General features: G+C 70.4%; 11 protein-coding genes. 6 read left to right on the plus strand and 5 right to left on the minus strand.

The features are described 5' to 3' along the window. The first annotated feature begins 9 nt into the window (after positions 1-9). Positions 10-390 (plus strand): RidA family protein, encoded by a 381-nt coding sequence (locus E8A74_RS38085; RefSeq protein WP_136934016.1) that lies wholly within the window; start codon positions 10-12, stop codon positions 388-390. Between the two features lie 36 nt (positions 391-426). Then, entirely contained in the window at positions 427-2,529 is a 2,103-nt protein-coding gene (locus tag E8A74_RS38090) for a hypothetical protein (protein ID WP_136934017.1), read from the plus strand. A 65-nt stretch (positions 2,530-2,594) separates the two neighbouring features. On the opposite strand, the gene E8A74_RS38095 is transcribed toward E8A74_RS38090, so the two are convergent. From E8A74_RS38095 to E8A74_RS38105, 3 genes are read right to left on the minus strand one after another with little or no spacing between them, the layout of a single operon-like run. Further along, complete coding sequence (locus tag E8A74_RS38095) at positions 2,595-3,473, minus strand: aminotransferase class IV (protein ID WP_136934018.1); 879 nt, start codon at positions 3,471-3,473, stop codon at positions 2,595-2,597. Positions 3,474-3,493: 20 nt separating this feature from the next. After that, the gene (locus E8A74_RS38100; protein ID WP_170229683.1) at positions 3,494-4,174 is read right to left on the minus strand and encodes a lysophospholipid acyltransferase family protein; all 681 of its coding nucleotides are present in this window, start codon (positions 4,172-4,174) and stop codon (positions 3,494-3,496) included. 11 nt (positions 4,175-4,185) lie between these two features. Beyond that, entirely contained in the window at positions 4,186-15,426 is an 11,241-nt protein-coding gene (locus E8A74_RS38105) for a tetratricopeptide repeat protein (protein ID WP_136934020.1), read from the minus strand. Positions 15,427-15,739: 313 nt separating this feature from the next. Here E8A74_RS38105 and E8A74_RS38110 point away from each other — a divergent pair, with 313 nt between their 5' ends. After that, positions 15,740-16,627 carry a 3-hydroxyacyl-CoA dehydrogenase family protein gene (locus E8A74_RS38110; protein WP_136934021.1) on the plus strand — a complete coding sequence of 296 codons (888 nt, stop codon included), beginning with the start codon at positions 15,740-15,742 and terminating at the stop codon, positions 16,625-16,627. A 110-nt stretch (positions 16,628-16,737) separates the two neighbouring features. On the opposite strand, the gene E8A74_RS38115 is transcribed toward E8A74_RS38110, so the two are convergent. After that, a complete protein-coding gene (locus tag E8A74_RS38115) occupies positions 16,738-17,532 on the minus strand; it encodes an enoyl-CoA hydratase/isomerase family protein (protein ID WP_136934022.1) in 795 nt (264 codons plus the stop codon). A gap of 434 nt (positions 17,533-17,966) precedes the next feature. On the opposite strand from E8A74_RS38115, the gene E8A74_RS38120 reads away from it, so the two are divergent. From E8A74_RS38120 to E8A74_RS38130, 3 genes are all read left to right on the plus strand, one after another. Further along, a complete protein-coding gene (locus E8A74_RS38120; RefSeq protein WP_136934023.1) occupies positions 17,967-20,444 on the plus strand; it encodes a tetratricopeptide repeat protein in 2,478 nt (825 codons plus the stop codon). Positions 20,445-20,566: 122 nt separating this feature from the next. Further along, complete coding sequence (locus E8A74_RS38125; protein ID WP_136934024.1) at positions 20,567-21,547, plus strand: SDR family oxidoreductase; 981 nt, start codon at positions 20,567-20,569, stop codon at positions 21,545-21,547. Positions 21,548-21,550: 3 nt separating this feature from the next. Then, positions 21,551-22,318 (plus strand): DUF1295 domain-containing protein, encoded by a 768-nt coding sequence (locus tag E8A74_RS38130; protein ID WP_136934025.1) that lies wholly within the window; start codon positions 21,551-21,553, stop codon positions 22,316-22,318. Here the strand turns inward: E8A74_RS38130 and E8A74_RS38135 are convergent. Next, positions 22,310-23,263, minus strand: coding sequence for an amidohydrolase family protein (locus E8A74_RS38135; protein ID WP_136934026.1), 954 nt, complete (start codon positions 23,261-23,263; stop codon positions 22,310-22,312). The two genes, E8A74_RS38130 and E8A74_RS38135, sit on opposite strands and share 9 nt — an antisense overlap. Between the last annotated feature and the right edge of the window lie 256 nt (positions 23,264-23,519).

Here is a 23,519-nt window from a genome sequence, read left to right on the forward strand (position 1 = left end):
GTACGAGAGATGCCGAAAACCATCATTTCCACGACCGAAGCCCCCGCCGCGATCGGCCCCTATTCGCAGGCCACGCGCGCCGGGAACCTCGTCTTTTGCAGCGGCCAGATCCCGATCGATCCGAAGACGGGGGAGCTCGTCGCAGGCGGGATCGAGGCGCAGACGAAGCAAGCGCTCGCGAACCTCGGCGAGGTGCTCCGCGCCGCCGGCGCGTCCTGGGCCGATGTCGCGCGGACGACGATCTGGCTCGTCGATCTCGGCGATTTCGCGGTCGTCAACCGGATTTACGGAGAAGTCGTGGGCGCCGAGCCGCCCGCACGCGTGACCATCCAAGTGTCGGCGCTGCCGAAGGGCGCCGCCGTCGAAATCGATGCGATTGCCCATGTTTGACGCCTGGGCAAAGTCAATCCCCAGGGGAGCCTCGAAATGACCACCAAGGACGATAGCGACAACCCGGAAAAGAAGACGCGCAGGATCGTCCGCTCGGCGAGCACGCGGCGCGAGGGCGAGCCCGGGGGCGAGAACCCGGCAGAAGGAAAGCCCGCGCAAGAGGCCGGGGAGGCGAAGACGGAGCCGGCCGCAGGTGAAGGCGCCGCCGCGCCCGCGCCGAAGCCCGCCGCGAGCGGCCCCGGCGGGAGGCCGGAAGGCGTGCGCCGGATCGACATGCGTGGGCCCCGCCCGCCGGCCGGTACGCCGAGGCCGAGCAGCGGCAGGCCGCCGCCCCGCGGTCCCCGCAGGGACCACGGCGGCGACTTCGTTCCGCGTCAGGAAGAAGGGATGCGCCCGCGCCCCGGCCCGGGTGCCGCGCGCTCGGCGATGGGCCCGGGCCCGGGTCCCCGCCCGCCCCGCCCGGCCGGTCCGCCCGGAGAAGGTCAAGCCCGCGCCGAAGGCGGCGAGAGGCCGCCGCGCTTCGATCGAGGCCCGCGCCCGGACCGTGGGCCGAGGCCGGACCGGGGTCCGCGTCCGGATCGTGGACCGAGGCCGGACCGAGGCCCGAGGCCGGAGCGTGGGCCGCGTCCCGAGGGCGCAGGTCCGCGTCGGGATCGTCCGCAAGCCGGCGCGCCGAGCGCCGCCGCGCCGGCCGCCGCGGGGGAGGCCCAGGCAAAGCCGGCCGTCGCCGCGAAGCCCGTCGCGAAGCCGGCCGCGCCCGCGCCCGCGCCCGTCGCGAAGCCGGCCGCGCCGAAGCCGAACATCGTGACGATCATCGCGCCGCCCCCGAAGGCGAGCGGAGGCCCGAAGGCCGCCGCGCCGAAGCCGGCCCTGACGGCGAAGGAAGCCCTCGCCGCGAAGGCGAAGGCCGCGCAGGCGAAGGGCAAGGCGCCGGCGCAGCCCGCGAAGGCGGAAGGCGCCGCCGCGGAGGCCCCGGCAGCCGCCGCAGCCCCGGCATTCGAGGCGGCCGATCTGTCGGCCGGCTGGGACACGGCCGTGGAGGCCGCGCGCAAGGCGGGCGACCACAGCGCGGCGCTCGTGGACGCGTGGCTCGCGGGCTCGAACGTGGAGGCGATCGCAGCGGTGGCCGACGCGGAGGAAGCGCCGGGCACCGCGCGCAAGGCCGCGCGTCGAGCGCTCAACATCTTGAAGTCGCGTGGGACGGCGATCCCGACGAAGCCGCGGGTGGCGCGCGTGGACACGCGGGCCGAGGCAACGCTCGAAGCGACGTTCCTGCCGCCCGATGGAAGCGGGACGTCGGCCATCTCGATCACGAGCCGCGACGCGAGCGGCCGGTACCACCTGGCCGAGGTGATCGTGAGGGATCCGATCGGCATCTTGAACGCGGGCAGCGCGTGGATGAGCGGCTCGCAGCTCAAGGAAGGCCGCAACCGCGCGCTCGAAGGGCTCGGCGTGTCGCCGGCGCCCGTGCCGCTGGAGTGGGCGCGTCATCGGATCGCCACGGCCCGCAAGCAAAACGCGACGTCGGGGCAGATCGTGCCGCTCGGGTTCGAAGGCTGCCGCGAGCTCGTGGAGCCCTGTCCCGAGGCCGAGCCGCCGCACCCGCTGGCCGATCTCGAAGCCGAGGTGACGAGCGACATCGGCTGGGCGCGCGCGCCCGGGTCGGCGTCGCTGCACGAGGAGCCGGAGTTCCGGTCGTGGCTGCCCGATCGCGGGAGCCTGGAGGACCTGCTCCAGCGGCTCGGCCAGCGGCTCGGGCCGGAGGGCGTGCGGGATCCGCAAGCGGTGAACCTGGCGCTGACCGAGGAGATCGCGGCCGCGACGGATCGCTTCTTCTCGCCGGAGGCGCGCGCGATCGTCGCGACGCGGATGAAGGACGCGGCGATCTCGGTGCGCGCGCGGAAGGGCAACGAGCGCGCGACGGACGTGCTCGCGGTGGCGCGCGCGGTGAAGGAGGCGGGGCTCATCACGTCGCCGCCGAACGAGATCCCGTTCCTGGTGGGCTTCTTCCAGAAGGGGATCAGCGTGCTCGCGCATCAGGGCGGCGGTTCGCTCCGCATCCCGGTGGCGCCGCTCGGGCCGCAGGCGGCGCCGCAGGCTCCCGCTCCGGCGGAGGAGTCGGCGGACGCGTCGACCTGACCTCATTCCCCTGACCTCACCCCCCTGACCCCCTCTCCACGCCGTGGAGAGGGGGGAATCTCCGCTCAGCCTTCCCAGGGCGCTTTTGCGTCGCCCATTCCGACATGCCGCCGAAAGGCGAGGTGCAGCGCCTGCGTATGCGCGCCTGGTTTGCCGCTGCCGATCGGCGCGCCGTCGACCACGACGACGGGCAGGATCTCGCGCAGGCTCGACGACAGGAAGACCTCGTCCGCCGTGTGTACGTCCTCCGGGACGAGCGGGCGTAACGTGACGGAGAGACCTGCCTCGCCCGCGATCGCGAGGATGTGCGCGCGCGTGATGCCCGCGAGGATCCCCGCCTCTTCGGGCGGCGTGATCAGGGTTCGTCCTTGCACGACAAACACGTTGGAGGTCGTACCTTCGACGATCTGTCCCGCCGTGTTGAGGATGAGCGCCTCGTGCGCGCCGACGTCACACGCCTTGCGGATCGCGAGCACGCTGGCGAGGTAGTTGCCGACCTTGGCGCCATGCGCGGCGTCGCAAGCGCGCTCGGTGCGATGCGTGATGACGGAGACGCCGTCGCGGTACATCGCCGCCGGGAGGAGCTTGAGCGGCTCGACGAGGATCACGCGCAGCGGATGCGTCGCGAGGCGCGGATCGAGGCCGGGCGGGCCGGAGCCACGTGTCAGCGTGGCGCGTACGTAACTCTCGGGGTTCGCCGCGGCCGCGAGGGCACGTTCGATCTCGGCGGCAAACGCAGGCGGATCGATCGGCATGGGGATGGCGACCTGCGCGGCCGATCGTTCGAGGCGCCGGACGTGTTCGTCGAGCGCGAAGGGGCGGCCGCCGTAGGTGCGGATGGTTTCGAAGACGCTGTCGCCGTAGAGGAAGCCGCGGTCGTAGACCGAGACCTTGGCGTCCTCGGGCGCGTGGAGCCTTCCGTCGATGCAGGCGATGCGGCGCATGGTCGTCGCCCGAGAGCGTGTCACGGATCGGCGTCGAGCGCGCGCAGGGCGGCCTCGCGAGACGCATCGATCGCGCGCGCGAGGGTGGTTCCGTCGAGGCCGCGTGGATCGAGCGGCGCGCCGAGCGCGACGGCGACACGCGAGAAGGGGCGGGGGATCTCGAACTTGTCCCACGTGCGCGCGAGGACCCACGCAGAGGAGCAAGCCGAGGCGAGCGGCACGACGAGGCCACCGGCGAGGCGAGCCGCGAGGATCGCGCCGACGCGATCACCGTCCCCGCGCACGACGCCACGCGGGCCGCGGGGTCCGTCGACCGCGAAGGCCGCGTCATGACCCTGTCGCATGCGGCGGACGATGCCCTTGAGGCCCATCGCGCCGCCGCGCGTGGACGAACCTCGCTCGACGACGAGCCCGAGCGAGCCGAGCGCGCCCGTCTGGATCTCGCCGTCGTCGGAGAGGCTGACGAGCACGGCGGTGCGGCGTCGCTTGCGCCAGCGATGCAGGGCGAACTGCTGGCCGTGCCAGAAGGAGAGCACCCAGGGGGTGCCGTCGGTTCCGTCGAGGTCGGGGTGGGTGAGGAGGGAGAAGCGGACAGAGCGGAGGAAGGCGCGAGCGACGAGCCCTGCTGCGTAGCCGAGGGCTCGTCGCCGCGTATTCGGCGCTTGGGGGCTACGCCCGAGCAAGTCGGGCTTTGCCCCCAAGCCCCCGGCGGTCACTTCTTCAGCTTGGCGAGCAGCTCCTTCGCGGGCGCGAAGTTCTTGTCGGCGTCGATCGCGCGATCGAGCTGCTGGATCGCCTTCTTGTCGTCGCCCTGCGCGTGGAGGATCCGGCCGATGTAGTAGAAGGCCGCGGCCTTCGAGATCGGCGAATTCTCGTCGAGCTTCTGCAGGAGCAGGGCGCGGAAGGTCTTCTGCGCGCGCTCGAAGTGCGCGTCGCGCGCCGCCTTCTCCTCCGTGGCCTCGCCGAGCTCCATCGAGAGCACGCCGAGGTCGCGCAGGATCGCGATCGAGCCCGGATCGATCTTGAACGCGATGTCGAGGTCCGCGAGCGCCTTCTCCTTGTCGCCTTCGGCGAGGTACGCCTTGGCGAGCCGGTGATGGATCGTCGCGAGCTCCTTCGAGCGACGGCCGCCGTACGACTCCACGATCTTCTGCAGCACCTCCGCGGCCTGCTTGCCGCGGCCCGAGGCGCTGTAGGCGTCGCAGAGCACGAGGAGCAGCTCCCGATCGCCGGGGGCGAGCTCCGAGGCCTTCACGAGCAGGTCCGCCGCGGCGCCCGGATCGCTCCGCTTGCCGAGGTGGATGTCCGCGGCCTTGCGGTAGAGCTGCACCTTCTGGCCCGCCTCGGTCGCGGCGTTGGCGTCGCCCTTCACGAGGTCGGCAAGCTCGGCCCACGCCTGCTGCTTCTCGTAGAGCGCGTGCAGCTTCTTGCGGATGTCCGCGGCGCGCTCGTCGGCCTTGAGGCCGGCTTCGAGGACACGACGGACCGCCGCCTCGTCCTTGAGCGCCGTGTACAGATCCGCGAGGCGGAGCGACGTCTTGACGGCCTCTTCGCCGGTGGCGGAGGAGAGGACCGTCTCGAGCGCCTTGGCCGCCTCGGCCTTGTCGCCCTTCTTCTCGTAGAGGCGCGCGAGCGAGAGCAGCGCGCCCTTGTGGTTGCCGTCGCGCTCGAGCACCGCCTTGTACGTCTCGATCGCCTTCGGGACGTTGTTCAGCCGGTTCTCGAAGACCTCCCCGAGGCGCACGCTGTAGACGAGCTCCGCGGAGAGATCGCCGCGCTCCTTGGCGAGGTCGATCTGCGTGTTGAGCAGCTCCGCCAGCTCGTCGTCGCGGCCCGACTTTTCGAGGAGCTGCGAGAGGAGCAGCGTGGCCTGCTCGTGGGTGCGCTCCTCGTCGAGGATCGCGCGCAGGTGCTCCATGGCCTCGCTCGTCGCGTCGAGCTTCTCGATGCAGATCCGCGCGCTCTCCAGGCGGAGCGTGGCGCGGGACGCAGGCGTCTCCGCGAGGTCCACGAGGCGCGAGAGGACGTTCAAGAGCTCCTTGTGCTTGCCGCCCTTCGCATAGAGCTCGCGGAGCGCGTCGGAGGCCTTCGCGTCGTTCGGCTCGTCCTCGAAGATCTGGCTGTAGAGGTCGAGGGCCTTCTTGTCGTCCGAGAGCTTCTCCCGGGCGACCAAGGCCGCGCGGTGCTTGAGCTCCCGGATTTTCTCGCCCTCGGCCGCGAGCTCGGCCTGGCGCACGAGGAGATCAAAGACCTCCTTCGAATCGCCCGCCTTGTCGCGCACCTTCGTGAGCTCCGCGAGGGCCCACGCGTCGCTGTCGTCGGCCTTGATCATGTCGCGGAGGATCGCCTCGGTGAGCGCGTCGTCCGCGAGCACGCCCTCGGCCAGGCCCTTCGCCTCGCGGCGCAGGTCGGAGGCGAGGTGGCCGAGGCCGTCGAGCGCGGCGAGGCGGCGCAGCGTGCCGACGAGGTCACGCTCGCGGCCCGCCGCGCGCTGCAGGCCCTCGATGTTGCGCAGGATCGTCTCGCTCGTCGGGTCGTGCTTGAGCGCCTGTTCGAGCGCGCGTTCGGCAGCGGCGTTGTCGGCGAGCTTGTCCTTGCGCCACTCGGCGATGCGCATCCACAGGTCGCGCGCCGCGTCCGTCGAGAGGTCGCTCTTCTCGGACACGGCCTTCTCCAGCGCGTCCGCGGCGCTCGCCCACCCGCCCGTGATCGGGGAGAGGCGCTCGAGCTCGGCGAGCACGTCGACGTCGGCCGGGTCGTCCTTGAGCGCGGCTTCGAGCGCGCCCTGGGCCGCCTTCGGATCGCCGGAGCGATCTTCGAGGACCTTGGCGAGATCGAGCCGGAGCCGCACGCGCTCGGCGGGCGTCCCGACGAACCCGATGCGCTTCTCGTAGAGCTTCGCGAGCGCCGCGTGATCGCCCTGCGACTTGTAGACGCTCTCCAGGGCCTCGGCGGCCTCCTCGAAGAGCGACCGCTCGTCGGTGAGCTTCTCCAGCGCCTCGCGCGAGGGCGCGTGATCGGGCGCCCGCTCGAGGGCCTGCTTCAGCGTCGCGAGGCCCTGCGACTTCTCCCCGAACGCCTCGATCTGGATCGTGGCGAGCCGATGGTGGAAGTTCGCCTGCTCGCGCTCGTCGGAGATCGCGGCGACGCGACGTTCGAGGACGTCGGCGAGCGCCTTGTTGTCCCCGAGCCGCGAGTAGAGACGGTCGAGGGCTTCGAGCAGCGCCGGCTCGTCGCCGGCTTGCTCGACCGCCTTCGCGTACGCCTCGACGCTGCGCCGATCGTCCTTGAGCTTGTCCTCGGCGATGCGACCGACGCGCAGCCACAGGTCCTTCGCGATGACCGCGTCGAACGTCGCCGCCGCGCGCTGCGAGAGGGCGTCGCAGTAACGACCGAAGCCCTCGGAGCGCTCGGCGAGCCGCTCGATCTCGGCGTGGAGCTCGGGATCGTCCGGCGTGTCTTCGAGCGCGCGGAGCAGCGCGCCCTCGGCGGCGAGCGGCTTGCCGAGCTTCTCGTCTTCGACGATCGCGATCGCGCGGAGCGTGCGGGCGCGGTCGATGCCCTCGGTCTGCGCCTTGAGGCGCATTTCGAGGACGCCGACGAGCTCCTCCCAGCGCGAGGCCGCGCGGAGGACGGGCTCGAGGGCGTCGGCCGCGTCGAGGCGCAGCTCCTCGCGACCCTCGCCGATCGCGCGGATCGCCTTGATCGCGTGATCGTTCGTGGCGTCGTCGTCGAGCACGAGGCGGTAGTGTTCGAGCGCGTCCTGCGGGCTCGCGAGTTCGGCGGCGTAGAGATCGCCGATCGCGGTCCGGAGCTTGACGCGCGTCTCACGCGTGTCCGCCGTGCTCGCCTGGAGCTTCAGGTTGTCGAGCAGCTCGTCCCACATCTTCTCGGCGCGGTAGAGCCGTTCGAGCGAGGCGAGGACCGTCGCGTCCGAGGGCCGCGCATCGAGCGCCGCGTTGAGCGCGTTGATCGCCTCCCGACGGTTGTCGAGGGACTTCTCGTAACGCTCGGCCGCGCGGACGTTGAGGTCGTACCGGAGGTCGGCCTCGCCCGAGCCCGCGAGTTCCACGCGACGCGCGTAGAGCTCGACGAGGCGCTGGGCAGCGTCGCGCGGTTCGTAGAGCGGGATGAGCGCGTCGACCGTGACCGTGCTCTCCGGATCAAGTTCGAGAGCGCGCTCGTACGCCTTGATGGCGCCCTCCTCGTCGTCGAGCATCTGCAGCTTCGTCTCGGCGATCCGGCGCCAGATGGCGGCGTTCTCGTCGTCCGAAGCAAGCTCGCTCTTCTTTTCGAGGACCGCGATCAACGTCTGCCAGTCGGAGAGCAGCATCGACAGCATGTCGATCGCTTCGAGCGGATCACGCTCGGTCGGATCGAGCTCGCTGAGCCTCCGGTAGGCGCCGAGGGCGCGCCGCGGATCGTCGACCTTCTCGTCGTAGACCTTGGCCACGGCGAGCAGGAGCTCGCGCTTGACCACGTCGTCGGTCGTCTTCTCGATGCCCTGCTCGTAGCTCTCGCTGAGCCGCTCCCAGGCGCCCAGCATCGTCGCGAGGCGCTCGAGCTCGGCGCGCGTCTCTCCGTCCTCGGGGTCGAGGGCGAAGGCCGCGCGCATCGAGCGGAAGGCGAGGCTTCGATCGTTGCCGCGCGTCTCCCAAAGCTGCGCGGTCTCGCGCAGCACGGCGACCTTCTCGTGCACCTCGCTCGCGAGGTGGTAGCGCTCCTCGTTCAGCTTCACGAGCAGGCGCCAGTCGTCGCTGCGCTCGTAGAGCGGGCGGAGGATCTCCACCACGCGCGCCTTGTGCTCCTCGTCGCGCGTGAGGGCTTCGAGTTCCTTGATCGCCTCCTGATGCCAGGGCACGTCGGTGACGATCGCTTCGAGCTGATCGATCGCGGACGACGTGTCCTTGATCTTGTCGCGGAGCAGCCGCGCGAGCGCGAGGCGGTACGGCGCGCCAGCCTCGCCGTTCGCCGCGGCCTCGGCGCGCCGCAGGTAGAGATCGGCGAGGTCCTGATCACGGCCGAGCTCCGCGTAGAGCTCGGTCAGCGCGTCGAGCGCGCGCGCGTCGGACTCGTCGACATCGAGGGCCGCCCGGTACGTCTCGATCGACTTCTCGGGCTGCTTGAGTTCGATCCGTTCGAGCCGCGCGATCGTGTGCAGCGCGTCGAGCCGCTCCTTGTCGTAGCGGTAGTCGAGCGACGAGCGGTAGAGCTCGACGCGCTCCTCGTGGCGGCGCTCCCGCACGAGCAGGCCGTCGATCGCGGAGAAGAGCTCGCGCGACTCGGGCTCGAACTCGTGCGCGCGCCGGTACCACTTGAGCGCGCTCGTGACGTCGTTCAGGTCCGCGTAGATCTCGCCCGTCCGGCGGCAAAGCTTGGCGCTCTGGCCGTCGTCGACCGTGATCTCGGTAAGCTCGGCCGAGTAGATCTCGGCGAGCCTCCGCTCCGCGCTCGCCACCTTCGCGAGGCGCTCGAGCTCGTGCCACACGCCCTCGTCGCCGAGGTCCTCGTGCAGGAGCTTCGCCACCGTCTCGAGGGCGGCCTTGTAGTCTTCGAGTTGCTCCTCGTGCAGCGTCGCCAAGCGCGTGAGCAGGTCGCGACGCTCCGACGGGTCCTCGCTCGCGGTGAGCCGCGCATCGAGGGCCATCTTCACGCGCGCCCAGTCGGCGCGACGGAGGTAGACCGGCTCCAGCATCTCGCCCGCGCGCGCTCGGTGCGCCGGGTTCTCCGACGCTTCGAGCAGCGCTTCGAGTTCGCCCACCGCGCCCACGTGCGCCGCGTCGATCACGAGCGCCTCGGCGAGCTCGTCGAACGCGCGGGACACGTCTTCGAGCCGCTCGTGCGCGACCTTCGCGATCTTCACGCGGAGCTCGGCCGGCGCGCCCACCGCTCCATCGAGCTGACGCTCGTAGAGCTTGATGAGGTCCTCCCAGCGCGTCGACTCCTTGTAGAGCGTCTCCAGGGCGTCGATCGCCTTCGGGTTGAGCTCGACGTCGAGCAGCGCCTCGTACGTCTCGATCGCGCCGCTCGGATCCTTCAGCGCGTCGCGCTGCAGCTCCGCCTGGCGGAAGAGGAGGCGCTTCTTCTCGACGTCGTCCGCAGCGTTGTCGACGCGCTGCCGGAGGATCTCGAGGAGGTTCGGCGCGTCGTTCGCCTCGCCGTAGAGCTCTTCGAGCGCCACCATCGCGCGGCGATCGTCGCTCCTCGCATCGAGCGCGTTCTTGTACCACTCGACCGCGAGCGCCTTGTCGTCGAGCTTCGTCCGGGCGAGCTCGCCGACGCGCAGCCGCACGTCCTGCTGCACGTCGCCGTCGAGGATCGAGTCCACGACCGAGCGGTAGAGCTCCGACAGCTCCGCCCACCGGCCCGTCGCCTTCGCGAGGCGCTCGACGGTCTCGATCCACTGCGCGACCTCGGGCTCGCCCGCGGCCTCGCGCACGCCGCGCACCGCGTACCCGAAGGCACGGCCGGTGTCGGTGAGCGGACCCTCCGCCGTGCGGAGCGCGCTCTGCAAGTTCGAGAGACGCTCGCCCGTGCTGTCCGCCGTCTCCACCTCGATCTCGAGGACGCGCAGGAGCTTCTCGCTGTCGCCGTCGGCCTCGTAGAGCGGGTGCAGGGTCTCGGCCGCGTCGCGCCGCGCCTCGGGATCCTCGAGCAAGGCTTCGAGCGCGTTCCTGCAGCGCGCGTTCGCCGGATCGAGGACGAGCGCCTGGCGGTACGCGTCGAGCGCGCCCGGCAGATCACTCTGGTGCAGGCGCCGCACGTCGCCGAGCCGCGCGAACAGATCGAGCCGCTCCTCGAGCTCGTTCGCGAGCGAGAGATGCACGTCGAGGGTGTCGGCGAGATCCGACCACCGCTCGGCCTTCTCGTAGAGCGCTTCGAGCGCCGAGAGCGTGGCCGGCTCGGGGCCGAACTCGTCGGAGACGTTGCGCCAACCGCTGATGGCGCCGGACACGTCGTCGAGCTTGCTCGCGAGCGTCTCGGCCGCGCGCACCATCGTCCGCTTGCGCTCGTTCGCGTCGTTCGAGAGCGTCTGCCGCGCCTCCAGGATGGAGACGAGCTCGCGCCACTCGCCCGTGCGCTCGTAGAGGCGTTCGAGCGCGGAGAGCGCTTCGAGGTCCTCCGGATCGTCCGACATGCGCGCGCGCCAGGCCCCGATCGCCTTGTCGGGCGCTTCGAGGACCGACTCGTACACTTCGCCGATGCGGCGGTAGAGGTTCTGGCGCCGTTCGAGGTCCTCTTCGAGGCGCACCTCGATGCCGAGCACCTCGGCGAGCGCCTCGTGCTTGCCCTTGCCCGTGTAAATCTCGGCGAGCGCCTGCGCCGCCGGGATCACCAGGTTCGGATCCGTCTCGTCGATCGAGAGGACACGCCTGTAGACCTTCTCGGCCCGATCCAGGTCGCCCAGCATGTCCGCGCAGATCTGCGCGACGACCATAAGGATCTCGCCCTGGGTCGGCGGCGTGCTGCACGCGTCGGCGGCCGCCGTGAGGACCGTCGCCATCTTCTCGTGCTCGGCGAGCCTGCGGCCGATGTCCACGAAGCGCTCGCGGACAATCGCGTCGTCGGGCTCGAGCGGGACGAGCTCGCTCAACGTGGCGAACGCGCCCGGGTCGTCGCGCAACCGGTCGTCACGCAGCGTGCTCACGCGGCGCAGAAGCTCGCGACGCTCGTGCTCCTCCGTCGCGCCTTCGCGCCGGATTTCGAGCACCCGCACGAGCTGACGCACCTCATCGCGCGCCTCGTACACGACCTCCAGCACGCGCGCGGCGCGCAGGCGCAGGCTGCCCACTTCGAGCAGACGCTCGACGAGCTGGCGCGCCTCCGCGTCACCCGGCCGTTGCTCCAGCACGCGCTCGAGGTGTTCGAGCGAGAGCGCCGGCTCGTGCAGGCGATCGAGGTAGATCCGACCGAGGCTCAGCTTGATGTCGGCCGCTTCCTCGTCGGTCGAGGTCTCCAGCCGCCGCTCCAGGAGCGCCGCGAGGTCCTTCCACCGCCCCTCGCGCTCGTAGAGCCTCTGCAGCGCGTCGAGCGCCGGCTCGTAGAACGCGTCGAGCGTGAGGATGCGCTCGTAGTAGCGGATGGCCTTCGCCGCATCGCTCATGATCTCCTCGGCGATCACGGCGACGTCGTTGAGCAGCGAGATCCGCGTCGTTTGATCCGGCGTGCCCTGCGCGGCCTTGTCGTAGAGCGCTTCGAGTTCGCTCCACCGCTCCGCGTTGGTGAGGATCTGCTTCAGGCGCGAGAACGCCCGCTCGTTCGTCGGGTCCACCGCGAGCACGCGATCGAGGTAGGGCATCGCGCCCTCCGGATCGCCGAGCTGATCGTCATGGAGCATCGCCGCGCGCTCGCAGAGTTCGATCTCCACGTCGTCGGGCAGCTTCTTGTCGCTCTCGACGTTGCGCGCCGCGACGAGGTGCGTCCGGTACGCCTCGGCGAGGTCCGTCGGGCGACCGGCCCGCGCGGCGAGCTCGGAGGCCCGATCCCAGACCGTGAGCTCGCTCGAGAACTCGTTCAGCGCGCCGAGCACGACATCGAGCGCCGTGCCCACTGCGCGGAGCTTCTCCTCGTTGACGTCCGCGAGCTTGAGGAAGAGCGCGAGGCGCGTCGACGTGTCGGTCTCGGTCTCGAGCAACACCCGGAGCGCGTGCGCCTCGCGGCGCGCGTCACCCGTCTCGGCGTACTCGCTCGACAGCACCTGCGCCGCCTGCGCGCGCGTCTCCGGTTTGTCGAGCAAGCGCGCGAGGATGCTCACCGCATCCGCTTCGTGCGGGAGGATCTCCAGCGCGCGCACCGCCGCGTCGAACGCATCCACCGGCCGTTCGAGTTTCTCCAGGTACAACGTGGCGAGCTCGACCTCGCAGCGGCCGCGCTGCTCGCCGTCGGACACGTCGCGGTGACGTGCCACGACCTCGGCGCCCGCCGCCGCCTCGCCCGCCGCGATGAGCAGGCGCGAGAGAGCACGCAGCGCTTCCCCACGCGCGGGCGTCACCTCGACGACCTTGCGCAGGAGCAGGATCGCCTGCGCGTTGTCGCCGAAGACCTCCTCTTCGAGCGTCGCCCACTCCTCGAGGATCTCGGCGCGGGCCTCGCCCTCGACTTGATCGGCGCGGAGCTGGAAGAGCCAGCGCAGGTCGTCCTTCTTCTCGTTCGCGCGGAGCAGCGCGTCGAGCTCGCGGATCGTCTCCTCATCGGTCGGATCCGCCTCGACGAGCTCGCGGTACGTCGCCGCGGCCTCGTCCACCTTGCCGAGCTCGCGCGCGTACACCTCCGCGAGCCGGAGCTTCAGCGCGCGCCGCGTCGCGCCGTCGATCTCCTCGTCGCGCTTCAGCCGCGCCTCGACGGCCTCGACGAACGGACCCCACGAACTCGCCGCGCGCGACCACGCTTCGAGCAGCGACAGACCGTCCTCGCTCGCGTCGAGCTCGTAGGCGCGCCGCGCGTAGCCGAGCGCCTTCTGCTTATCTGCGAGCGGCCCGCCCGTCACTGCGGCGAGCTTGCGCAGCATCGAGACCTGCTCCTCCACGTCCGACGTGGCGCCGAGCAGGATCTCGTAGAGCGCGGGCAGACGCGCCCACTTCTCTTCCTTCTCGTAGATCGGCACGAGCGCCGCCGCCGCGCGCGCGTCGGTCGGCGACACGCTGAGGACACGCTCGTACGAGCGCACGGCCCGCTCGGGCGCGCCGAGCTGCTCCTCGTAGATCCGCGCCGCGCGGAACGAGATGTCGAGCTTGACGTTCGGCTCGGTTGTCTTGTCGGCCGCGCCCGAGAGGAACTCGACGAGCCCCTCCCAGTCGTTCTGCGACGCGTAGAGCTCTTCGAGCCCGTCCCAGTCGCCCGACGCCACGTACGACTCGCGCAGCACGCGGAGAGCGCGCGCGTGCCCCGGCGAGAGCACGAGCACGCGACGCCACGTGCGCGCCGCCGCCACCGGATCCTTGAGCCGCTCCGCGTACACCGCGCCGAGCTTCTGCAGCGCGTTGAGCCTGCCGGCGTCGTCCGTCGCCGCATCCACGCGGCGCTCGAGCACCTCGGCGACCGTCGCGAAATCCTTGTCGCGCTCGGCTTGCTTCTCCAGCGCATCGAGCACGCCCGGCGCCGACGCGTCGAGCTCCAAGATCTGCTTGTAGTGCGCGATCGCGTCCGCGCCGCGATCGAGGCGCTCGGCCGCGAGCTTCGCCATCTCGCCGAGCAGCTCGATGCGCGCCGCGTCCTCCGTCCTCGGGAGCTGCGCCTCGTAGAGCGCGTAGAGCTGCGCCCACGAGCGCCGCTTCAGGTAGAGCTCCTTCAGCCGCGACTCGGCCTCGTCGTCGCCCGGCGCCACCGCGAGGAGCGACTCGTAGGCCGACACCGCGTTCTGGACGTTCGAGAACTGGTCGACCCAGCGCCGCGCCACCGCGCGGTAGAGGTTCGCCTTCTCCGCGTCGCTCGTGGACAGCTCCGCGAGCCTCTGCTGATACGAGAGCAGGTCACGCCAGCGACCGAGCGTCTCGTAGACCCGCGTCAGCTCACGCACCGCGTCGATGTCCCGCTCGTCGAGCTGTGCGATCTGCGTGAGCACCGTGACGAGCGCCGCGTCGTTCTTCGCGCGGTCGCGGTAGACCGAGGCGATGTCGCGCAGCACCTGGATGCGACCTTGCACGTCGGTCTGCGGCGTGCGCTCGAGCTCCTGCCGGTAGAGCTCGACGAGGGCGTTGTAGCCCTCCGTCTGCATGTAGAGCCGCTTCAGCGCGTCGCGCGCGTCGCGGTTGTCCGGGTCGGTGCGCAGGATGTTCTTGTACTGATCGATCGCCTTGTGCGCGTTCTCGGTCGACTCGGCGAGCTTGGCGAGCTCCGAGGCGATCGCGCGTTTGTCGGCCCCGTCGGGCAGCGCGCGCTGGGCGTCGGTGAGGATCGCGTAGAGCCGCGCCTTGTCGCCCTTGGCGAGCAGGTGCTCCCGGAAAAACGCGAGCATGCCGGCGTGCGTCGGATCGGCGCGACGCACGCGGTCGAAGTACGCCTCCGCCGCTTGCGGCTGGCCGCGCATCCGCCAGTGCACCATGCCGATCTGGACGAGCACGCCGAGCTCCTCGCCCGGCTTCACGCCGCCGCCCTTGAGCTGATCCTCGTAGAGCGCGACGAGCTCGTCCCATTGCTCGTTCGAGGTGAAATGTTCGGCGAGGAACGCGAGCGCGTCCGCCTGACCGGGCTGCAGGTCGAGCACCTGCGCGAAGGCGTCGCGGGCGCGGCCCTTGTCGCCGAGCTTCTCCGCCGCGACGCGTCCGAGCCGGAGCCCCGCCGCGATCCGATCTTCCTTCGACGCGCCTTCGCGCAGCGTGAACGAGAGCGCCCGCGTCACGCCGTCCCAGTCGGCGACCTTCACGCTCGCGCGTTCGAGCAGCCGCGTCGCGCGGCTGTTCTTCGGATCGAGCGCCAGCGCGAGTCCGATGAGCTCGTCGATCCGATCACGCGCCTCCGCGTGCCCGTACCGGAGCGCCACGTCCGCCGCGCTCGCCAGGAGCGAGCTCTTGAAGGCGGGGCCGTCTGCGTTCTCGGACTCGGCCACGTAGCGGTCGACGATCTCGCTCCACCGCTCGCGCTTCGTCGCGTCGCTCTCCAGCGCCTCGGCTGCGGCGTCGTCGTTCGGCCGAAGCTCGAGCAAGCGCTCGTAGGCGGCTCGCGCCTTGTCGGCGTCGACGAGCTCCTCGTTGTAGATGCGCGCGAGCTCCGCCTGCATCGGCGGCTCGACGGGCGTCCCTCCGGCAAAGGAGATCTCCAGCTCGAGGAGCTTGGCGACCGCGCCCCATTCTTTCCGCTCCTCTTGCTTGGCCCGCGCGAGCCCCAGGAGACGCTCCACGTCGTTCGTCGACGTGTCGGGGGCCGTCACTGCCTCCGCGAGATCGTTCCAGGCCGCCTCGTTCTCGGGATCGGACTGCAGGACCCCGAGGGCCACGCGAATTTTCTCAACGCTCATCGTTACCCCGGTCGGCGAAGCACAACGACACGATCATCCGGTCACCCATACGCTGCACCTCGACGTGCAGCGAAAGGCTCCTTGGACCAGACAGCTCGTCCTTCTCCCGCCATGCGTCGTCGAGAGAAGGATCCTCGGATTTATTTGACGCGAGCCGACTCTACGCTGCATTCGACCGGCGTTTCAAGGCGCCGTTTCCATCCCGGCCCGGCCGTCCGCTCGTGGCGCGGCAAACGCGCGGGAAAGCCCGTGTCCTCCCGTCGCGCGCCCTCGGCCGTTCCACGCGGCCGCACCTTGGGTTATCAAGCGGCCCATGAACGCTTCCTCCGTGAAACGGATTGGTGTCATCGGCGCAGGCCAGATGGGTCGCGGCATCGCGCAGGTCGCCGCCGCGGCCGGGATCGAGGTCGTCCTCTGCGACGCATCCCTGGAGATCGCGGACAAGGGCAAGTCGCTGATCGGCAGTATCCTCGGAAAGCAGGTAGAGAAAGGGAAGTTGTCGGCCGACGAGCATCGCGCATTGCTCGAGCGCATCGTCCCTGCCGGCAGCATGACCGCCTTCTCTTCCGTCGAGCTCGCCGTCGAGGCTGCGACGGAGAACGTCGACCTCAAGATCGACCTCTTCCGCAAGGCCGACGCCGCGCTCGCGCCGGGCGCGATCCTCGCCTCGAACACCTCGTCGATCTCGATCACGCGCCTCGCCGCCGCGACCTCGCGCCCCGAGCGGGTCATCGGCATGCACTTCATGAACCCCGTTCCGCTCATGAAGCTCGTGGAGATCGTGCGCGGCGTGCAGACCTCGCCCGAGACCTACTCGCTCGTGCACGAGCTCTCGGTTCGTCTCGGCAAGACCGTGATCACGTCCGAGGATCGACCGGGCTTTTTGGTCAACCGGATGTTGATTCCGTTCCTCAACGAGGCTTGCTTCACCCTGCAAGAGGGCGTGGGCAGCCCCGAGGACATCGACACGGGCGCGAAGCTCGGCCTGAACCACCCGATGGGCCCGCTCGAGCTCGCCGACCTCATCGGCCTCGACACGGTGCTCGCCATCGCCGAGGTGCTCCACAAGGACCTCGGCGAGGACAAGTACCGCCCCGCGGCGTTGCTCCGGAACCTCGTCGCGGCCGGCTGGCTCGGCAAGAAGAGCGGCCGCGGCTTCTACGTGTATGACGAGAAGGGCCAGAAGACGAAGAGCAGTTAGTCCCGAGGGGACGCCTCGCGTCCCCCTCTCGGCCAGGCAAAGCCCGGCCGATTCACCCCCTCGAGGCGAGTTCGCTACGCGACCTCGCAGAGCGACGCGTCGCTCGCGTGCTAACGCCCGAGGAACGAAGGCTTCGTCTTCCCCAAGAACGCCTTCATCCCCTCCCGCTGATCCTCCGACCCGAACAGCCCCGCGAACGACTGCGCCTCGTGCTCGCACGCCGACGCGAGGTCGACCCCCTCGCCGTGCAGCATCACGCGCTTCGCCGCCGCCACCGCGAGCGGCCCCCGCGACGCGATCTTCTGCGCCGTCTCCTTCGCCTTGAGGACGAGCTCCGCCGCCGGGTGCACCGCGTTCACGAGCCCCATCACGAGCGCTTGCTCCGCGCTCACCATGTCGCCCGTGTACACGAGCTCCCGCGCCCGCGCCGCGCCCACCCGCCGGAGCAGCCGCTGCGTCCCGCCGAAGCCCGGCATCACGCCGAGCGTCACCTCGGGCAGCCCGAGCTTCGCGCCCTCGGCCGCGTAGATGAAGTCACACGCCAGCGCGAGCTCGCAGCCCCCGCCGAGCGCGAATCCGTTCACCGCGGCGATCACCGGGAACGGCAGCGCCTCGATCCGATGGCACAGCCGCTGCCCCGCGTCGGCGAACCGCTTCGCGGCCACCGGCGTCATCTCCGACATCTCCCCGATGTCCGCGCCTGCCACGAAGGCCTTGCCTGCGCCCGTGAGGATCGCCGCGCGCACGGCGTCCTCCCCGTCGGCCGCAGCCGCGAGCGCCTCGAACGCCCGCGCGAGCTCTGTCACGAGGTGCGCGTTCAGCGCGTTCATCTTGGTCGGCCGGTTGATCGTGAGCGTCGCGATCGCGCCGGTCCGCTCCACGAGGACGAGGTCGGTATCCGTCATGGCGCCGCGTTACCAGGGCGCGGCCTCGATGGGAAGTCGGGACGATGCGCCGGCGCGGCTTGCCGTGAGGGCAAAAAAAAGTCGCGCAGCGCACCGGTTGGGGGGGGCGGACCGGCACGCGCGCGACGAGTTGGAGTGTGACACCCGCGCGCTCCTTGTCGAGCGCAAGTGCGCGACTCGTGCACGGAAACGACGATCGACCGGGCCGATCCGACAGGTCTGCACGGTCACCTCGCCGCCGGGGTGGCTCCGTCATGCGCAGTCGTTGTGCTCAGGACTACGTGACGACGGAAGAGGGCGGAGCGGGCAGAACCGAGCCTTTCGCAACGTGATGCGTGGTCGCTCCGCGGGCCGGCCTCCAAACGGCGTTCGAGGCTCGACCGGAACGCAACCGATCTTGTCCCCGCGTGCGTCTCGGGGTGAAACTGCCGGGTATGGTCCTTACCAAGGCCGGTCTGAACCGGCTGCTCGCGGAAGTCCTGCCTCAAGACGCAGACGTCGAAGCGTTCGTCGCACAGAACTTCGGCACCATCGCCCGGCGCGTCGCGCGCGGAGCCGATCGGGCCGGCAAGATCGCGCTCCTCGTGGACAACGCCGATCTCAAGGTTCTGCTCGACAAGATCTCCGGCGCGCACCCGGTCGCCGTCGCTCGGAACGAGCACCTGCTCGCCGAGGACAAACGGGTCGCCGGAACGCCGGTGCCCGACGCAGGACCCTGCGTAGGTCGGGACGCGCTCCTCGCCGAGCTCGCGGCGCACGTCCATCGCGACGCGCCCGGGCCCGTGCTCCTCGTCGGCGACGCGGGCCTCGGCAAGACGACGCTCGCGCTCGCGCTCCTCCACGCGGACGCGTCCGTCCGTCGCTTCGGCGGCCGCAGGTACGTCGCGCACCTCGACACGGCGGCCGACACCGAAGCGGCAGTCGTCGAGGTCAGCCGCGCCCTCGGCGTCACGCCCGAGGCGCCGCTCCTCAACCGCATCGCGGAGGCGCTGCGCCGCGCGCCGGCCTTGATCGTCCTCGACGATCTCGACGTGCCCCTCGCGAAGGACCCCGCGAACGTGCGTGACCTTCTCCAGAGGCTCACGGCCATCCCCGGCGTCGCCGTCATCGCCACCTCGCGATCGAGCGTGGCGCCGCCCGACGGCTTCCACGTCGCCGCGGTCAAACCCTTCGACGAGGCCTCCGCGCGGGCCGCGTTCCTCGCGATCGCCGGCGACGCACGCCGCTCTGATCCGGGCCTCTCGTTCGCGCTCACCGAGGCCGCGGGCAATCCCCTCGCGCTCGCCTTGCTCGCGCGCGCGGCTGGTGACGGTCCGCTCGACCTCGCGGTCCGCGCCTGGCACCAGAAGCAGAACGAACTGCTCATGCGCGAGGACGGCCCCGAGTCGGCGAGCGCCATCGAGATCGCCGTCGCGCTCGCGCTCGCGAGCGGCCGCCTCTCGGACGAAGCGCGCCGCCTCGCGCCGCTCTTTGCTGCGCTGCCGAACGGCGTCCGCGCCGAGGACCTCGCGGCCTTCGCGTCCTCGGGCACCGCCGACGCGGGCGTCGCGCTCGTCGCCCTCGGCCTCGCGCAGGATGCGTCGGGGCGCTCCCGCTTGCGCCGCGCCGTGCGTGAGGTCGTCGCCTTGCAGCGTCCTGGCGCTGAGGAGTCGGCGAAGGCGACGCAGAGGTACACTGGCCTCGCGCTCTCGAACGGCCCGAACGTCGGATGGCCGGCGGGGGACGAGAGCGCGGTGCGCCTCGCGGCGGACAGCGACAACATCGAGGCGATGATCCTGCGTGGCATCGACGGCCCGCACCGCATCGCGTGCATCGACGCGTCCGTCGCGCTCGCCACGTTCATCGGCTCCTCGGGCCACTGCACGCCGCGCGTCGTCGAGCGCGCGCGCGACGCGGCGCGAGAAGGCGGCGACAAGCTCGGCGAGGCCGACTGCACGCAGGCACTCGGCGACATCGCGCTCGCGCGTGGGGAGGTCGACGAGGCGCGCGCGCGGTACCTCGACGCACTCCCGCTCTTCCACCAGGCGCGCGCGGGCCTCAGCATCGCGGCGTGCCTCATGCGCCTCGGCGACATCGCGAGCGAGCGCGACGAGTACGACGAGGCGAAGCTCCGCTACACCGACGCCGCGCCGTACTACCGGCACATCGGCGACAAGCTCGGCGAGGCCAACTGCCTGCGCAACCTCGCCGAGATCGCGGCCCTGAGCGACAACTACGAGGAGTCGCGCGCGCGGTACAAGGAAGCGCTGCCGATCTACAACGAGCTCGGCGACAAGGTGGCGAGCGCGACCTGCATGAAGGGCATCGCGGACATCGCCTTCCAGGGCACGCAGTACGACGAGGCGCGTGCGCTCTACCAGGAGGTCGGCCCGCTCCTCGAAGAGCTCGGCGATCGCCTCTCGATGGCGCAGTGCCTGCAGAACCTCGGCGACATCGCGTTCGCGCTCGGCGAGCACTCCGTGGCCGAGAAGCATTACCAGAAGGCCCTGCCCATCCTGAAGGAGCTCGGCGACAAACTCGCCGAGGGCACGTGCTTGTCGACCCTCGGCGACGTCGCGCTCGCGTGCACGGAGATCGAGGACGCGCATGCGTACTACCTCGCGGCGCTCCCGCTGCTCCGCGAGGTCGGCGAGAAGATGGGCGAGGCGAACTGCATCCAGAGCCTCGGCGACATCGCGCTCACGCAGTTCGAGCACGACGCGGCACGGTCGCATTACGAGAACGCCCTCAGCCTCTTCTCGGCCCTCAAGGACGATTACTCGATCGGCTGGACGCATTACCGACTGGCCCAGGTCGCCGCGGACCCAGACATCTTCAAGAACCACCTCTACGCGGCGCGCGACGCCTGGCTGCGCATCGGTCGTCAGGACCTCATCGACGACGTCAACACCGAATTCCCCGGGATTCTCTAGCTCCCGAGGCGAGTTCGCCGCGCGGCCTCGCAGAGCAGCTTCGCGGCTCCCAAATCGGAAAAAACGGATGGCGTGTCCTCCGCGCCCGGTATAGTGCCGGGCGCACGGAGGACCGATCAGCCATGAATGTCGTCGTTACCGGGGCCACGGGGCACGTGGGCGCGAACCTCACGCGCGCGCTCGTCGAGCGCGGCCATCGCGTGCATGTGCTTTATCGACATGGGCCACGCGCGCTCGACGGCGTCGATTGCGAGCGAACCACGGGCGACGTCCGCGACGCCGACACGGTCGATCGTGTCATCCGCGGCGCCGAGCTCGTCTACCACTGCGCCGCCAAGATATCGCTCGAATCCGTCGACCCCGAGGTCGAGCCCATCAACGTCGAAGGCGTCCGCAACATCACGAACGCGTGCATGCGCCACGGCGTCCGAAGGCTCGTGCATTTCAGCTCGATCCACGCCTTCGCCACCGAACCTGCGTCCGAGGTCCTCGACGAGAAGCGCCCGCTCATCACCGACCCGCGCCAGCCTCCCTATGACCGCTCCAAGGCCGCGGGCCAGCGCGTCGTCCTCTCCGCCGTCGAAAAGGGCCTCGACGCTGTCGTCTTGCATCCCGCGGCCGTCCTCGGCCCGCACGATTACATGCCCTCGCGCATGGGCCGCGTCCTCTTATCGCTCGCCCGTGGCCGCATGCCGGGGCTCGTCGAGGGCGGGTTCTCCTGGGTCGACGTCCGTGACATCGTGGCAGCGGCCCTCGCAGCCGACACCCGCGGCCGCCGTGGGGAAAACTACCTCCTCTCCGGCCATTGGCTCAGCTTTGCCGAACTCGCGACGGTCGCGGGTGAGGTCACGGGCCGCCGCCCGCCGCGCCTCACCACGCCCATGTGGCTCGCGCGTGCCGTCGCGCCGCTTGCGGGGGGCCTTGCGAAGCTCCGCCGCACCGACCCGCTCTTCAACAGCGTCTCTTTGCACGCGCTCCGCATTCATCGCCATACGAGCCATCAAAAGGCCCAGGCCGAGCTGGGATTCACGCCGCGCCCCACGAAAGAGACCTTGGAGGCGACCTATGCGTGGTTCCGCGAGAACGGCTTGCTTCCCCGCTGATCCATGGACGAGCCCACGTTCTATCGATACCTCCTTTGGGGCTCCCTCGTCGTCGCGGCCCTGATCTTCCCGGCTCTGTTTTTCATCACCGCGCCGTACGGCCGCCACGAGGCGAAATCCTGGGGCCCCACGGTTGACAACCGCACAGGCTGGCTCCTCATGGAGTCGCCGTCGGTCCTCGTCTTTTTCGCCTGCTTCTACGTCGGCGGCTGCCCCACGGACCCGGCTTCGCTCGCGTTCCTTTTCCTCTGGCAGCTCCACTACGTCCACCGCGCCTACATCTTCCCGTTCCGTATCAAGAGCGGCCCCAAGCGAATGCCGATCGCCATTGCCGGAGCCGGGTTCGCGTTCACCTCGCTCAACGCCTACCTCAATGGCCGCTGGCTCTTCGGCCTCGCCGGCCCTGATCGATATGCCGCGGCCTGGCTCTCGGATCCTCGCTTCTTCCTCGGCGCGGCCATCTTCCTCGCGGGATTCGCCATCAACCAGCAGGCGGACTGGATCCTCCTGCACCTGCGAAAACCTGGCGAGACCGGCTACAAGATCCCCCGTGGCGGCTTTTACCGCTGGGTGAGCTGCCCGAATTATTTCGGCGAGATCATCGAATGGATCGGCTTTGCGATCTGCACCTGGTCGCTGCCGGGCCTCGCGTTCGCGCTCTGGACGATCGCGAACCTCTTGCCGCGCGCGCTCTCCCACCACCGCTGGTACCGCGAAAAATTCCCGGATTACCCCACCGAGCGCAAGGCCCTCGTCCCGGGCTTACTCTGAGCCGTACAGCCTCTTCGCATTCCCCCCGACGAGCGCCGCGAGCGCTTCCTCTCGCATGCCGAGCGCCGCGAGCCGCTTGATCTCCCGGTCCCACGCATACGGCACATTCGGGAAATCCGACCCGTAAAGCACCCGCTCCGGCCGGCAATGCAGGAGCCGCAACGGCGCCGGGCCCGTGAAGTATTCGGCCATCGCCATCGTCGTGTCGAGCCAGAGATTGTCGTACCGTTCGAGCAGCCGCTCGTACGCGTCGAACTCGTCGGCACCGAGGTGCGGCACGCAGAGCTTCAATCCCGGATACTCCGCGAGCACCCGCTCCACCCGCTCGGCTGAGCAGAGCACGTACGGATCACACTTGTACGCCGGGCTCTTCGGCTCCCGGCCCGCGTGCACCACGAGCGGACGGTTTGCTCGGACGCACGCCTCGTACACATCGTGCAGCGACTCCTCGTCCGGCGAGAAGCATTGCACGTGGCAATGGAGCTTTACGCCCCGCAGCCCCATCCCGAACGCCTCCGCGAGGATCTCCTTGGCGCCCGGCTCCCCGGGCAGCACCGTCGCGAGCCCGAGGATGCGCGGCTCCTCCTGGCAAAGCCCCGCCACGAATTGATTCAGCGCCCGCGCCATCCCCGGCTTGTGCGCATAATGCAGCGCCACGATCCGCGACACCCCGCGCGACAGCAGGAAGCGCACCACGTCCCGCGCCATCAACTTGTACCGGATTGGCCATCCATACTGTTCGAACCATCGCCACAGCGCCACGAACACCGGGTCCGGGAACAGGTGCACGTGCGCGTCGATCACCTCGGGCAACGACGACGACAAGCGCTCGCCTTCCTCGTCATTCGCAGCGGGCAGCGGGGCCCGATCCGCCGAAAGCCACCCACCGAAGGCTTCCTTGGGCGGCGCGTGATCGGCGAGGCAGGGCAGGGGACAATCGTGCATGGCGGCGCCGAGCATGCCTCAAGCGGGCCCCGCGCGACAGACCCTCCCCGCGCCCGTGGTGTCCTCGCCCTCATGACGCCTCGAGATCGGTCCTGCGCTGGGCCGGCGCCGAGCCACAAGCTCCACCTCGCCCCGCGTGGCCTCGACGCGCTTGCCCGCGTGGACAACCTCGACCTTCAGCGAGCCATCGCGCGAATCGGTCGCGCTTCATCTTGACCCCGCTCCGCCGCGGCCACACGATCGGGCCACCGTCGAG

Source organism: Polyangium fumosum, from assembly GCF_005144585.1.
Lineage (GTDB): Bacteria > Myxococcota_A > Polyangia > Polyangiales > Polyangiaceae > Polyangium > Polyangium fumosum.